The sequence below is a fragment of the Paenibacillus sp. JCM 10914 genome, assembly GCF_001315105.1.
Classification (GTDB): domain Bacteria; phylum Bacillota; class Bacilli; order Paenibacillales; family Paenibacillaceae; genus Paenibacillus_AQ.
On sequence record NZ_BAZR01000002.1, the window covers coordinates 145,891 to 160,022 of the forward strand.

Consider the following 14,132-nt stretch of genomic DNA (forward strand, 5'->3'; position numbering starts at 1 on the left):
TGACCAAGGGGTGAACGATTGTCACGATGAACTATACCATTCAAGCTTCGCAGCGCACGCCTGCGCTCATTATATATTTAATCGATATTTCTGCATCCATGAACATGCTGATGGAGAACCGCAGACGGATTGATGTGGTTTATGAAGCTTTGTCATTGGCTATTCGGCAAATGGTATTCCGATCCACCAAGGGCAACCGCTTGACACCAAGGTACCGGATTGCGATTCTTGCATATAGCGATGACGTGTATGATCTGTTAAATGGCATCAAGCCGATCGACGAGATTGCCGCGATCGGGTCACTGCCAGACTTGACGCCGAAAAGGTTCTCCGATTCAGCAAAAGCATTCCTCCAAGCCGAGAAAATTCTGCAATCGGAGCTCCCGAATATGCAGGATTGTCCTGCTCCGCTCGTATGCCATATGACCGATGGGGTATCCACCGGTGAAGACCCTGCTCCGATTGCCCGCCGTATTATGAGCATGAGCGTGCCCGATGGCAGCGTGCTCGTCGAGAATATCTTTATTTCCGACCATCTGATGGATCAGCCGATTACGGAGCCGAGGCGCTGGAAAGGAATCATGGCTGAAACCCCACTCGTGGATGAACATGCGCGCAAGCTGAGAGCGATGTCTTCCGTGCTGCCTGACAGCTATCGCGAGATGCTGGTGGAGGCTGATTATCAGCTAGGTCCAGGGGCGTTGATGATGCTTCCTGGCACGTGCTCGGAGCTGGTGTCGATCGGATTCCAAATGTCGGCCGCCACACCGGTGAGGTAACCCGCGATGAAGCGAGAATGCCCTAGTCGTATCGTTGCTCGGAGCCTGCGTAAATCGAAGTCAGAGGCAAGCGCCTATTATTATGAGAGCAAACAGACAGCGGATGAACCGGTTATGACGATCTCCGATGCCTTTACCTGCCGATACGCATATGGCAGAGCAGCAGAATCCGTGAGATTATCTGAGAAGGGACAGGATTATGTCGCCTTCTCAATGGATGAGGACATATGTCATTTTGTACTATGTGACGGAGTAGGTCTCAGCTACCGGGGGGATATAGCTTCCCGAATGCTGGGGCAGGGGTTGATGAAATGGCTTGATACCCGTCAGGATCTGACATCGGTTTCGCTGGAGCGCAAGTTGCAAAATCTGACGCTTACGACGAACCGTGAATTGTCGGAACTAACGCTGGACTCTGCAACGCCGAAGCTGCTGCGTGAGGTGTTGGAGGAGAAGCAGCGACTGGGTAGCGAGGCTATGTACATATGCGGACGTATTATTTTGCCTTCGCGGACGCACCGAAAGGGTCAGATCTGGTTAGCTTGGCAGGGTGATTCCAGGGTGCGCTTATGGCATCAGCAGCAAGAGTTAACCTCTGTCTTCGGTGACGGATTTCGCACAGCAGAGCGCTGGTCATCCCGAAGAGGACCGATAGGCGGCAAGCCCCATGTATATCAGGGCAGTCTTGAAGCTGACGACGGATATCGTTTGCAGGTATACAGCGACGGTCTGATTGATCTGGACCCGGTGAAGGAACCGATACCAGATGAGCAAGTGCAGTTGCTGCTCAATGCACAGCATACCGGGGGATTGGAGGATGACGCATCCTTTCTCGAGATTATGTGGTAACATCATGAGCAAAAGCATTAATTCTAAAGTAAATGATTATAAAACACGCTCTTTTGGGTAATCTTGTGACAGATAAAGGATTACGGATACCCTATGAAGGAGCGTGTTTTGTTATGAATGAAGGTATTGGACGTTTTCAAGGAAGAACAGCTATCGTGACAGGAGCTGGTTCGGGCATTGGTAAAGCTACGGCGATACAGCTTGCCAAGGAAGGCGCGAATGTCGCTTTGTTCGATCTGTTAGACGAAAGAACGCAGCAGGCTGAACGTGAAATCAACCAGTTGCGCAATGGAGCTGCCAGAGCGTTCGACGTGGATACAAGCGATGCTGACCGGGTGGAGAAGGCAGTCCTTGAAACGGTCGAAATCTTCGGCGGGATTGATATCGTGTTCGCAAACGCAGGTATCAACGGTGTGCTTGCGCCGATTGAAGAGATGAAGCTGGAGGATTGGAATAAGACGTTGAATGTCAACCTGAATGGTACGTTCCTAACGGTAAAATATGCGCTGCCGCATTTGAAAAAAAGAGGGGCAGGCAGCATTATTATCACGAGTTCGGTGAATGGAACGCGTACCTTCTCGAACTTCGGAATGAGTGCATACAGCACAACAAAAGCGGGCCAGGTGGCGTTTGCCAAGATGGCCGCCCTGGAGTTGGCACAATTCAAGATTCGGGTCAATGTCATATGTCCCGGCGCGATATCGACCAATATCGATCAGAGCACGAAGAAGCAAGAGGACCTGGAAGATATCGTGATTCCGGTTGAGTATCCGGAAGGGAGCCAGCCGTTGTCTGATGGGCCCGGCCAACCGGAAGAGGTAGCGGAATTGGTTGCCTTCCTCGCTTCGGATCAGTCCAAACATATTACGGGTGCACAAATCTTTATCGATGGGGCAGAATCCTTGCTCTAAGCATCGTCCTGGATAGCAGCAGTGCATTCATGCAGTGCGTACAAGCCCCAGAACAGGGTCACTTCCGAATCAAATAAATAATGCAGTGGCGCCAGTCTTTCCCATTAGCGGAGGACTGGCGCCACTGCGTTCAAAGCGGGTTGTTATCTGGCTCAAGCAATAATTGCCGAGCTTCTTCAGTTAGTCGAATCACCGTCCGGGGAATCGATGCGATGTGATAGTGCGGCACCAAATCGCTCGGTGTTACCAGCTCCGGCCGGTCGATCAGCCCAGCCGCCCAGGCGATCCATCCTACAATTCGCTCAGGTATGATACCTTGCCCGCGCAGGAAGGAGAGGCTAAGACCCCGTGAGCGCTTAGCCAGTCTCTTACCTTCAGCATCAGCTATAAGCGGAGTATGAACGAACTGTGGCGGGTGGTAACCAAGCGCTTGATAGAGTAGCAGCTGACGCGGTGTCGAGTCCAGGAGATCCATGCCGCGCAGCACGTGCGTAATGCCCATCAGAGCATCGTCTACAACGACGGCGAGCTGATAAGATATAATTCCATCAGCGCGTCGAACGACAAAGTCCCCGCCCTCCGCTGGACGATGGGATTGCTCGCCGGCAATTCCATCCGTAAAGGTGATGGTTTCATCGGGCACTTTGAAGCGTAACGAGGGTTTCTTTATGCGTTCTCTGTGTTTGATCTCAGCCTGTGCAAGATAACGGCAGGTCCCGGGGTAGCGTCTTCCTTCTGAAGCGATGCCGTGGGGGGCGCTGGCCGCTGCTGTTATATCTGCACGGCTGCAATAGCAAGGATACAGTAGATCGGCAGCATTAAGCTTGCTCAGTGCCTCCTTATATAGCGCATGTCGCTCAGCTTGATTGTAAGGGGAATGTGGACCGCCGCGATCAGGTCCTTCATCCCAGTCAAGACCGAGCCATTTCAGGTCATGCACGATTCCTTGAGCAAGCTCCGGCCGTGAACGCTGCTGATCAATATCTTCGATTCGAAGAATAAATTCACCTTGCTCGCTTCTTATTTGCAGCCATCCGAGTAAAGCGGTCATCGCATTGCCGATATGCATCTTACCTGATGGAGTTGGGGCAAAGCGTCCGCGAATGGGGTTGTGCTGCGGCATCTCTTTCACCTTCCGACTATACGTTCATAAGTATAAGTTACCTTAATTGTAGCTTATGAAGCATGGCGTTTGCCAGTAGGCCCATCGGCTCAAGGCTCGCTTGACGTAATAAGGCGGTCCATTATAATTAAAGAACTGTATGTAACAATCGATAGATTATGGAGAGAATGTGATGACTCATCTTCCGGTGTATCAAGTCCTTCCGCAATTGAAGGATGCTTTATCTGAAAGAAGCGCTGCTGTTCTGATTGCCGAGCCGGGTGCAGGCAAGACCACAACGGTCCCGCTGGCATTATTAGAAGAACCGTGGCTCTCAGGACAGAAGATTATTATGCTGGAGCCAAGGAAGCTTGCAGCTCGATCCGCTGCGACTTATATGGCTGCGTCACTCGGTGAACATGTAGGCGAATGCGTCGGTTACCGTGTTCGAATGGAGAGCAGGGTCGGCGCAAGGACGCGGATCGAAGTTGTCACCGAAGGTGTGCTGACCCGCATGCTGCAGCATGATCCTGAATTGCATGGCGTAGGGTTGATTATATTCGATGAATATCACGAGCGCAGTCTGCATGCGGATACAGGACTGGCATTCGCGCTGGAGGCCCAAGCTGCATTGCGAGAAGATTTAAGGCTGCTCATTATGTCGGCTACGCTTGAAGCCGAGCCCATCGCTGAGTTACTAGGCGGAGTGCCTGTTATTGTAAGCGAAGGCCGAACGTACCCGGTCTCGACGATCTACGTACCTACCAATGGAGTAGAAGAACTACCTAAGCGCACCTCCCGGGTTATTCAGCGCGCCCTTTCAGAGCAAGAAGGGGACTTGCTGGTGTTTTTGCCGGGTGCTCGAGAGATCAGGCGAACGGCTCAAGAACTGCTGCGGGCAGGTCTAGATTCAAATATGATGATCCGTGAGCTGTACAGTGCTCTTCCTGCGCAGCAGCAAGATCTGGCGATCGGACCAGATGCTTCGGGACGCCGTAAAATCGTGCTCTCCACCAGCATCGCCGAGAGCAGTATCACGATTCGGGGCATCACGACTGTCATCGATGCGGGCTATTCACGTACTGAAATATATTCGCCCAAGTCAGGTCTTCCGCAGCTCGTGACGAGAAGGGTGTCAAAAGCGTCAGCGGATCAAAGAAGAGGCCGGGCTGGGCGTGTAACCGCCGGCGTGTGTTATCGGATGTGGAGTGAAGAAGAACATGGACATTTGCTCAGCCGCAATATTCCGGAAATCATGGAATCCGATTTAACTTCCTTGGCGCTGGAATTGGCCGCCTGGGGGGTTGGTGATCCGAATCAGCTAAGCTGGCTTGATGCACCTCCGGATTATGCATTTAGGCAGGGGCAAGAACTACTGACTCAATTACAGGCGCTTGATGAGAAGCTGCATATCACTCCGCATGGACGTCAGATGGCAGCGCTCGGCATGCATCCAAGGCTCGCGCATATGCTGCTGCTGGCTCAGAAGATGAATCAAGGGAGCATCGCGACAAGAATTGCCGCATTGCTTCAGGGACGGGATATTCTGCGTGGTCCATCCCATTGGCGAGATCAGGATTTGCGTTCACGATTAGACATGTTGTGCACCTACGAACGGCAAGGAAAGTCTGCAGAGTTTGATTCTGGATTGGAATCGAACCTTACAAGTTTGCTGCAAGAAACCAAGAAGATGCAGAGGCAGTTAGGGCTCCCTGACCAGGAACATGTGCTGGAAGCTGAACACCCATACACCGATATCGGGGGGCTATTGTCTTTCGCATATCCGGACCGAATAGCCAAGAACCGGGGTGACGGCAGCTTTATCATGAGGAGCGGGAGGGGAGCGAAGCTACCGGTTCCGCAAACCTTAAGCCGGGCTGCGTATATGGTGATCGCAAACGTCGAGGATACCGGAGCAGACAGTACGATTCAATTGGCGGCGGAACTGGAGTTGGCCTGGATACAGCGGCATTTTAAACATGATATTACGCTGGTCAGTGACGTGTCATGGGATCGCGAAGCTGGGAGGGTTCGCGCTAAGCGAAGGCAACTGCTGGGGGGATCGTCATTAACGAGCAGAATGAACCCGCCCCTGCAAAAGAACAGGTTGCAGAAGCTGTACTGGATGGAATTAGACAAGAGGGGCTAGGACTACTCAATTGGTCAAAATCGGCGGATCAATTGCGAGCGCGGCTTGCATTCATGTTCCTGCACGATTCCAGTGGAGATTGGCCGAACGTATCGGAGGAATCCTTGCTGGAACAAGCCGATACATGGCTTTTGCCCTATCTGGATGGCGTATCCAGTCGGCAAGCCCTCAATCGGCTGGCCCCGGGCCAATTACTTGAGCATATGCTGAGCTGGGACCAACGCCAACGACTTGATCAGGATGCGCCGACACATATCGTCGTGCCGAGCGGTTCCCGTATTCCCGTCCATTACGAGAACCCGGAGCAGCCTTATCTGGCGGTTCGTCTGCAAGAGGTATTCGGGATGCTGGAAACCCCGCGAATAGGCAGCGGGAAGGTACCGTTGACCATGCATCTGTTGTCGCCGGCTCAGCGTCCTGTGCAAGTGACCTCGGACTTATCCAGTTTCTGGAGGAATGGGTACTTTGACGTGAAGAAAGACCTGAAAGGTAGGTATCCGAAGCATTACTGGCCGGATCAGCCATTGGAAGCGGAAGCCACCCGTCGGACTCGACCCAAGACATGAATCATGATCCGCTAACGTTTAATTTTCTCTCCGTGGGGTAAGGTTAGAACAAGAACGTCATTACGTACTCTTGAGGAGGACTCATCATGGAGAAGAAGCTTGTTGGCGTGTTTCGAACCGAACATGAAGCAGCAGAAGCGATAGAACAGCTACAGCGGCACGGCATACCGAACGATTCGATATCCATCATCGCGAAGGATCAGCAAGAAGCGGAGAAGCTTGCTGAACAGACCGGGACGATGGCCCCTGAAGGCGTTGCGGCAGGTGCGGCAACCGGTGGCATCCTGGGAGGTACAGCCGGCCTGTTGGCAGGTCTTGGAGCCTTGGCCATTCCAGGTATCGGTCCGATCCTGGCGGCGGGTCCGATTGCAGCCACATTGACAGGCGCTGCCGTTGGAGCGGGTGCAGGTGGCTTGGTCGGCGGTTTCATCGGGCTTGGCATTCCGGAAGACGAAGCCAAGACGTATGAGTCCTATGTTGAACAAGGACGAATACTCGTACTCGTGGACGCCGATCAGGAGAACACAGGCATTTATGATATTTTCCGCGACTATGAGCTGAGCAATGTAGACCGGCGAGATTCGGCGGAAGTTGAGGCTACGGAAGAGGACCGGGCGCAGCCGCGCGGTACGTATCTGCTGTGATCGAAATGGGCTTGACTCTTGGTCAGCGAGGCCAGGAGTCGGCCTTTTTTTGTTGCACAAAATTGGCTTACATTCTCTTGATGGTTCTAAGTTACAATGATACATAGCTCGATAACTGGCACAGAGGAGGGAGCTTCGTGTCCAGAGAAAGAATACTTGAGGTCGAGCAACTGCGAGGCCTCGCCTTTTTGGCTGTCGTACTGCAACATTCCGTTGCGCATTATTCCGTTGAACCTGGCATGACGAGCGGAGACGGTATCTGGATGGCTGTCGTGCTGATGCTGACCAAATTCGCCGTTCCGGTATTCATTTTCTTAACGGGATTGGTGCTATTCTACAACGATCACGACGGTTTTCAATATTCAAAATTCATCAAAAAGCGCTTTGGAGATATTTATGTTCCGTTCGCGATCTGGACGTTCATTACGATCCTGATCAACCGTGGTTTTCATCCGTTTATGTGGGGAGACTGGTATCAATTAGGGCAAGTACTGATCACAGGGAAAGCAAGCTCTCATTTTTGGTACATCATCATGTTGTTTCAGTTCTATTTGCTCTATCCGCTGTTTCGTTCGGTTATATTGGCGGTTAGGAACAAATGGAGCACGCGAACACAATGGTTTGCCGTAGTCGCTGCAGGTGCGCTCTATGTCGTTCTTACCGGCTTGATTCATGACATCAGCCGCTGGATGGAACATATGCCTCTAACCCTTCCCGTGATTAGTGACCTGCTGACCACGTATGCAGACCGGAATGCGCTCTACTATTATTTTTACTTCGTGCTGGGGGCAGCTGCTGGATTATATCATCGGGAATGGAAAAATGGATTGCACAAAGCAAGACTGTTGATCTGGGGAACTTTTGCCGTGCTCTTCATTTGGAGGTTAGTCGAGGTCATTCAAGAGATTCAGTCCAAGTCGGGAGAGGGCATTACGTTCTATTCGCTTAACTTGCTCCAGCCAGGCATGGCGTTGTTCCTCATCAGTTCTATACTGGCAATGTATGATATGGCAGTCTGGATATGCCGTAAAGCAGGAGCAAGAACCAAAGCGGTGCTAAGTTCCATTGGTCTGTATTCCTATGGTGCCTATTTGATGCATCTTCTTACGCTGCGTTTCAGTTATGTTGTGGATGAGGCTTGGTTGACTGCTGCGCATCCTCTTATTCGAATCGTCGCATCTTGGCTGATTAGTGTGATCGCCGCTTATGCGGTACAAGATTAATATCCATGCTGCCGTTCGGCAAATGGATCGTTGGAATCCGAAGCAAACGGACAAAGAGGCGAGAATTGAAGCATTCAATTGGCACTAATAAACATAATAACCTAAAAATGTGATTTATTTGCATATCTTGTGCTCAAAAATTAAACGAAAGATCACCTTCATGGGTGGTCTTTTTTATATAATTTCATTATATGAAAAATTCACAATAGAAAATACAATTTCTGTACCTAGTTCCTTTTAGTGAAACATGTTACTCTACACGATTCAATCTTGTTAGATCAGGTTAAAAAAGGACATTACCCCTTATTGTGCACACTGGGAATCTATGGTTTATAATCGGTATACCAACCTGTCCGATCCGTGATCATGGTTAAGTCGGTCAGCGTCCGGGCAGCACGTAATTAAGGGGAGGTGTTTTGAATGGCGTTTATGATCGCGCAGCGTGCTTTTATCAAAGTATATCTCATCACAATGGTGGAACAGCAGCGTGGCTACGGGTATCAGATGCTGGAGGAGTTAAGACAGGACTTCAAGAGTCACGGTTATTCACCCCCGCAAAGCGAGATCTATCGTGCATTGCATGAACTGGTGCAAGAGGGGATTCTATATCGTACGAAACAGTTAAAGGGCAATGATCCGCGGGTCGATTTCCAGGAGATTGTGCTGTATCATTTTACGAACGATGGTGCCGAGAAAGCCAAATTGTATAAAAAGCAAGTGAAGACAGACCTGGACCGCTGTTTAGGCATTCTACACAAGGCGGTTCAAGATAACTACGGAGCAGCCAAGGGATGACATGGCGAATGCCAGAGGAGGAAGGACATATTGAGCAGCAAACTTCGCTTTGGGATTATGAGTACCGCCAAGATCGCTAGAAACGCCATGATACCCGGCATCTTGAAGTCTGAACGTTGTCAAGTAGAGGCTGTCGCCAGCCGAGATATGAATAAGGCACAGGAATTGGCTGAACGCTATCATATTGATAAATACTATGGTTCTTATGAAGAACTGTTGCAAGATCCGCAGATCGATGCTGTGTACATTCCGCTCCCGAATCATCTTCATAAGGATTGGAGCATCAAGGCGGCACAAGCCGGTAAGCATATATTGTGTGAGAAGCCGGCTTCCCTGACAGAGGAAGATGTACAAGAGATGATAGATGCAGTGGCAGCTAACGGTGTATTATTCGTCGAAGCGTTCATGTACCGCTATCATCCGAAGCATGCCCGCGTCCAGGAGATTATCGAGAGCGGGGAAATCGGCGAGCTGCGCGGGATTCATGGCTCCTTCACGTTCAATAATGCTCAGGATCAGCACAATGTGAGATATAACAAGGATATGGGGGGCGGCTCGATTTACGATGTGGGTTGTTATCCCATATCGGCGGCTCGTATGCTCTTTAAGCAGGAACCGGTCGCAGTGACGGCACACGGATTCTTCTCCGAAGAGCATGATGGCGTGGATATGATGGTTCACGGGATGATGGAATTCGGAGGCGGTCTTGGGCTTACATTCGAATGCGGGATGTGGACATATGCGAAGTGCTCCTTAGAAATCGCCGGCACCGATGGCCGAATCGAGCTGCCGTCTGCGTTTGGCTGGGAGCGAATGGAGGATATGGCGCAGATCTTTATCCATACCGCCAAGGGCTCAAGAGAAGAGAAGGTGGGAATCTACAATCATTTTGCGCTGCAAGCGGATGCGCTGGCCGCGGCTGTCATGGACGGGGCTGCTCTCCCTTATGGACCGGAGGATGCAATCGCGAACATACGGGCGATTGAGGCCACGCTTCGTGCGGCACGATCATCGTCGAGAATCGTTATAAGCACTTGATATAAGCGCTAATGATAAGAACAATCATATTAAATCGCCAATTGGCGATTTTTTTTATTTTGACTATTGCATTTTCCTCTCGCATCGTTAAAATAAAATTAACGTTAAAATTATTTTAACGACACTAAATAATTTATCGTTATGCAAAGTTTATCGATGGTATCTTAGTTGGATGAGGAGAATGAGTATGCAAAGTACAGCGGTTGCAGAGAAACAAGGATTTGGGCAATTGATGAAAATTCGGCCGTACATGATTTATTTGTCCGCGCAAGCATGACTCGTTTGGGAGATTCTATTGATTCAATCGCCTACAGTTGGATGGTTTATATGTTGACTGGTTCCGAACTATTGATGGGAACGATATTCGCCTTTAACTTTTTGCCGGGATTGCTCTTTAGCTTGATTACAGGTACCTTCGTAGATCGTTGGTCGAAAAAGTTGGTCCTTGCGCTTACTTATCTCGGTCGCGGCTCCATGGTAACGATAACGGCTATTCTATACGGATTAGGTATGCTCGAAGTGTGGCATCTGTTTCTTGTTACATTCATAAATTCAACGCTGGAATGCTTCTCCCGTCCTGCTGAGATGTCCGTCGTTCCGCGATTATTGCCAAAAGATAAGCTGCTTATGGGAAATTCCTTCTCAACTTCCATTAACCGCAGCGCCGAACTAATCGGCTTGTCGCTTGCTGGGGCGTTGATCGCTGTAATCGGCATTGCCGGCACGATTCTGATTGATGCCGCCATCTTTATGATAGGTGCCTTGATCGTGTCATTCATGCCAAACCCGGAGGCAGGGGAAAGGGATTTGGAGGTAATCGCAGAGGCTTCTAATACAGAAACGGCCATAAAGCCAAGCGTTCTTGCTGATATCAAAGAAGCGCTGGCTTTTGTGAAGACCCATTCGCTCCTTATGATCACCACCGTTTTGGCCATGATCAATAACTTTTGCTTGGCACCGCTTAACGTGCTGCAGCCGGTTTACGTACGAGAGACGCTGGGAGCGGGACCAGGTGGGATGAGTATTCTCGGTACAGCCTTGTTGATAGGCATGATTAGCAGCGGTTTATGGATCGGCCGTCACGGGAAGAGATTCAGGAAAAGCACGTTGATTATGTCGGGTTCCGTCCTGCTAGCGCTAGGCTATTTTGCACTCGGTATCCCGGGACAACTTCCGGCATTTCGGGTGGAAGTCGCCGCTGCCTCAATGTTCATCGTCGGATTCGCTGTATCGGTATTGAACGCTCCCATCTCAACTTATCTTATGGAGGTAACTCCCAAACACATGCTCGGCAGAATCGGTGCTCTAATGACCGTGCTCTGTACGGCGGCCATTCCGGTAGGTGGATTGCTTACAGGTATTGTTGCCGAACACCAGTCGCCTCCGGTCCTGTTTATGATTATGGGTGTCATCATGGTGCTGCCCGTGTTCTTCTTGATCCGAAAAGCGAGTTTCCGGGCGATCTAAGCTCTTGTCTTTTTTGTAATTTTACGATCCTCCGCTATAATGGTATAAGTAATAAATTTAATGTGAAACCGAGGTGTCCGGTGTGGAAACGAAGGAATTGACTACATTGGAAGAAGTTAAGATCTATTCTGATCCATATCGATTGAAGATATTGAATGTTCTGGGCAGGATGGGCAGAGCAGCAACGGTCAAGGAAGTTGCCGATAAGATTGGGGATGTACCCGCCAAAGTCCATTATCATATGAAGAAACTGGAGCGAATCGGCCTCGTTAAGATGGTATCGACGAAGGAGATTAACGGTATCATCGCCAAATATTACGAGCCCTTCGCCGGCAGTATTAAGATTAATCACGAGAAGAATGAGTCCGAACCTATCGTGAAGGAATTGATGCGGTCAGAGACGCACAAGCTATTGGCTGAGCTCTTTGATCAGAATCGGGATTTCTTCTTCAAGCAGATGAGTCTTCAACATAAGACGGAATCGATGCTAACCACAACATCCCTGTTTATGACAGATGATGAAGCTAACGATCTATACAAGAAAGTCGATGAGCTGCTGAAACCTTATAAGAAGATGCGGGAGAATGAAGATTGTCACAAATATGAATTCTTTGCTACCAATGTTCGCCATTATGATGAGAACTTATAATCATCTGTAAAGACAGAAACAGAGCTGGTGCCCACGTTGTCGGTACCAGCTCTGTATTGTGTAGTTGCGCGCTTCATATATTTTTCTTATAGTCGTCTTGCTCAGGCTCAGCCTTCATACCGGGAGAAGTGGAAGTCCCATATTCAGACACGGCGTCCCAAGCCCCAGCATCATCGAATCTACCGCTACTGCGCTGCCTGTTACGGCCGACTCCAGCAGGCGGAGGGGTCATCACATCTTCTTCTACAGGTCTGTCTTCGGACAGATCGCGCCTTGGGGTATGCTCTATGCAGTAAGCAGTGGAGGGAAGAGCATCTAGACGTTCATAAGGGATATCTTTGCCGCATTGGGCACATGTACCATAATCCCCCTGATCGATCCGCTTCAGGGCTTCCACTGTCTCGTCGAGTTCCTGCTGAAGCTTGTCCTGAAGGGCAAGATCGCGTCCGCGTTCGAACACTTCGGTACCAACGTCGCCAGGGTGGTTATCGGCGGCACTTAATTCTCCTGTGGAATCCCGAAGCGAGTTTGATTGGTGGTCTTCTTCTTGGGAGGCCAATTGCGATTTCAATTGATCTTTATCTTCAAGTAATCGTTGTCTTAGAGACTTCAATTGTTGATTTGTGATGGTAGTCATTGTTTCGCACTCCTCTCAGTTACTTGATGTTGTCATTAAGTCATAATAAAACAATACCCGAAACTTCTCGAACGAAATCATATCAATAATGGCAACGCGGCGGCTAGGTTTTTGGAACATTCTCCAAAAAAAGCCCCTAAGTGTTTTATTCACCGTGTCGGGTATGATATAAACAAGAATAGAGAGAAGGGCTTTATTTCGGGCTGTACCCATATTTTGGAGGTAAAATCATATGGATGAACACATGAAACGTCGACTGGATAAACAGAAAAAGCTATTTCGTCAACTCGGCATTCAACTGGACGCTTTATCTGTCCATGAGAAGACGTTTTCTACTAAGCGTTTGAAGGGTTATGACCCTGAGGAGGTCGACGCTTACCTGGATAACGTAATTCAAGATTACGAACGCTTCTACGCGACCATTTCAGATCTGATGGATAAATGGCAGGAACAGCAGATTATCATTCGTAATTTGAAGGCAGGTGTTAAGGCCGAACCGGAAGCTGATCCGGCCCACCCTGAGCTTGACCAGGCAGCCTTGGAAGAGACGGTTGCCAAGCTAGAGGTGAATTTGAAGCTGCTGAAGAAGCAGATACGGCCGGAGCAGAAGTATTTCATTGATTAAGTAATTGGAATCATTACATAAACAGACAACAAAACCACAATCACCGTCAGGAGTGATTTGTGGTTTTGTTGCTTCGTTTTGGTATAAACAGCGTAGGAGCAGCAGGTACTGTTGGGCTCCTCGACTGGACGGCTTGTAGTCTGTCTTTGACCATGGGATGGGCATGGTTCGAAGCATCGCAGGTCAACTCAGACCATACAGATGCGGCATCACATTGAAACGGGTTACTTCGGTTATGCATCATAAGGAGGATGCTGTCCGATGCGAAGGAGGTTAACCAGTGGTACCATCCTGCGGGAGTATGAACGATCTGCCCGGCAGTCACTCGGTAGGTCTGATTCTGCGCCTGTTGACCTGGATTCACCATCCGAACATGAATCTCTCCACGGATGATATAACATAGTTCATCTGCTTCCGGATGGTAATGTGGATCCAGCCCTTCACCTATCTTAAGGTGAAGTTCGGAAAGAAACATATCCTTCATCATAGGCAGCTCAACAAAGGAGATTTGGGCGCGACCTTTTCCCGAAATGCTGGAAGCCTGACGACGTGGATCGTATACATGTCTGTTCAATTTAACATATCCGTGATGATTGCATGGGTAAACATCATGGAGCCGACCCCCTCTTTAGGTTTGCGTGATTCTAATCAATGCATGAGACATGCCTGTTTCCAATATATGCATCTAATCCTTGAAA

13 protein-coding genes and 1 pseudogene are annotated in these 14,132 nt (G+C 49.6%); 11 read left to right on the forward strand and 3 right to left on the reverse strand.

The features are described 5' to 3' along the window. The first annotated feature begins 26 nt into the window (after positions 1-26). The 3 genes from JCM10914_RS04065 to JCM10914_RS04075 all read left to right on the forward strand — a co-directional run bounded on the left by JCM10914_RS04065 (position 27) and on the right by JCM10914_RS04075 (position 2,539). Positions 27-779, forward strand: coding sequence for a vWA domain-containing protein (locus JCM10914_RS04065; protein WP_023957731.1), 753 nt, complete (start codon positions 27-29; stop codon positions 777-779). A 6-nt stretch (positions 780-785) separates the two neighbouring features. Then, positions 786-1,628 carry a hypothetical protein gene (locus tag JCM10914_RS04070; protein WP_023957733.1) on the forward strand — a complete coding sequence of 281 codons (843 nt, stop codon included), beginning with the start codon at positions 786-788 and terminating at the stop codon, positions 1,626-1,628. Between the two features lie 113 nt (positions 1,629-1,741). After that, positions 1,742-2,539: an SDR family NAD(P)-dependent oxidoreductase gene (locus tag JCM10914_RS04075; protein WP_023957735.1), complete on the forward strand. Its 798-nt coding sequence runs from the start codon at positions 1,742-1,744 to the stop codon at positions 2,537-2,539. A 130-nt stretch (positions 2,540-2,669) separates the two neighbouring features. On the opposite strand, the gene gluQRS is transcribed toward JCM10914_RS04075, so the two are convergent. Next, positions 2,670-3,662, reverse strand: a complete 993-nt coding sequence (gene gluQRS / locus JCM10914_RS04080) for a tRNA glutamyl-Q(34) synthetase GluQRS (RefSeq protein ID WP_023957737.1) — start codon at positions 3,660-3,662, stop codon at positions 2,670-2,672. A 172-nt stretch (positions 3,663-3,834) separates the two neighbouring features. On the opposite strand from gluQRS, the pseudogene hrpB reads away from it, so the two are divergent. The 7 genes and pseudogenes from hrpB (at position 3,835) to JCM10914_RS04115 (ending at position 12,172) form a co-directional block, all read left to right on the forward strand. Then, positions 3,835-6,356, forward strand: a pseudogene (gene hrpB, locus JCM10914_RS04085) (ATP-dependent helicase HrpB). Positions 6,357-6,442: 86 nt separating this feature from the next. Then, complete coding sequence (locus tag JCM10914_RS04090) at positions 6,443-7,000, forward strand: general stress protein (protein WP_023957743.1); 558 nt, start codon at positions 6,443-6,445, stop codon at positions 6,998-7,000. Positions 7,001-7,137: 137 nt separating this feature from the next. Further along, positions 7,138-8,223 carry an acyltransferase gene (locus JCM10914_RS04095; protein WP_023957745.1) on the forward strand — a complete coding sequence of 362 codons (1,086 nt, stop codon included), beginning with the start codon at positions 7,138-7,140 and terminating at the stop codon, positions 8,221-8,223. A 420-nt stretch (positions 8,224-8,643) separates the two neighbouring features. Continuing rightward, on the forward strand, positions 8,644-9,018 hold the full coding sequence (locus tag JCM10914_RS04100; protein ID WP_023957747.1) for a helix-turn-helix transcriptional regulator: 375 nt from the start codon (positions 8,644-8,646) through the stop codon (positions 9,016-9,018). A 30-nt stretch (positions 9,019-9,048) separates the two neighbouring features. Next, entirely contained in the window at positions 9,049-10,056 is a 1,008-nt protein-coding gene (locus tag JCM10914_RS04105) for a Gfo/Idh/MocA family protein (RefSeq protein ID WP_023957749.1), read from the forward strand. 273 nt (positions 10,057-10,329) lie between these two features. Continuing rightward, positions 10,330-11,523, forward strand: a complete 1,194-nt coding sequence (locus tag JCM10914_RS04110; protein WP_231638513.1) for an MFS transporter — start codon at positions 10,330-10,332, stop codon at positions 11,521-11,523. An 82-nt stretch (positions 11,524-11,605) separates the two neighbouring features. Next, a complete protein-coding gene (locus JCM10914_RS04115; RefSeq protein ID WP_023957752.1) occupies positions 11,606-12,172 on the forward strand; it encodes a helix-turn-helix domain-containing protein in 567 nt (188 codons plus the stop codon). A gap of 73 nt (positions 12,173-12,245) precedes the next feature. Here the strand turns inward: JCM10914_RS04115 and JCM10914_RS04120 are convergent, their stop codons facing one another. Continuing rightward, the gene (locus tag JCM10914_RS04120; protein WP_023957753.1) at positions 12,246-12,809 is read right to left on the reverse strand and encodes a TraR/DksA C4-type zinc finger protein; all 564 of its coding nucleotides are present in this window, start codon (positions 12,807-12,809) and stop codon (positions 12,246-12,248) included. Positions 12,810-13,041: 232 nt separating this feature from the next. Between JCM10914_RS04120 and JCM10914_RS04125 the strand changes: the two genes are divergently transcribed. Continuing rightward, the gene (locus tag JCM10914_RS04125; protein WP_023957754.1) at positions 13,042-13,434 is read left to right on the forward strand and encodes a DivIVA domain-containing protein; all 393 of its coding nucleotides are present in this window, start codon (positions 13,042-13,044) and stop codon (positions 13,432-13,434) included. Between the two features lie 46 nt (positions 13,435-13,480). Here JCM10914_RS04125 and JCM10914_RS04130 read toward each other — a convergent pair whose 3' ends face one another. Then, on the reverse strand, positions 13,481-14,008 hold the full coding sequence (locus JCM10914_RS04130; protein ID WP_052019615.1) for a cupin domain-containing protein: 528 nt from the start codon (positions 14,006-14,008) through the stop codon (positions 13,481-13,483). Positions 14,009-14,132 lie beyond the last annotated feature (124 nt).

Coding starts and splice junctions, on each gene's coding strand:
- JCM10914_RS04065 (WP_023957731.1), top strand. CDS start 27: ATGAACTATACCATTCAAGCTTCGCAGCGCACGCCTGCGCTCATTATA.
- JCM10914_RS04070 (WP_023957733.1), top strand. CDS start 786: ATGAAGCGAGAATGCCCTAGTCGTATCGTTGCTCGGAGCCTGCGTAAA.
- JCM10914_RS04075 (WP_023957735.1), top strand. CDS start 1,742: ATGAATGAAGGTATTGGACGTTTTCAAGGAAGAACAGCTATCGTGACA.
- gluQRS (WP_023957737.1), bottom strand. CDS start 3,662: ATGCCGCAGCACAACCCCATTCGCGGACGCTTTGCCCCAACTCCATCA.
- JCM10914_RS04090 (WP_023957743.1), top strand. CDS start 6,443: ATGGAGAAGAAGCTTGTTGGCGTGTTTCGAACCGAACATGAAGCAGCA.
- JCM10914_RS04100 (WP_023957747.1), top strand. CDS start 8,644: ATGGCGTTTATGATCGCGCAGCGTGCTTTTATCAAAGTATATCTCATC.
- JCM10914_RS04110 (WP_231638513.1), top strand. CDS start 10,330: ATGACTCGTTTGGGAGATTCTATTGATTCAATCGCCTACAGTTGGATG.
- JCM10914_RS04120 (WP_023957753.1), bottom strand. CDS start 12,809: ATGACTACCATCACAAATCAACAATTGAAGTCTCTAAGACAACGATTA.
- JCM10914_RS04125 (WP_023957754.1), top strand. CDS start 13,042: ATGGATGAACACATGAAACGTCGACTGGATAAACAGAAAAAGCTATTT.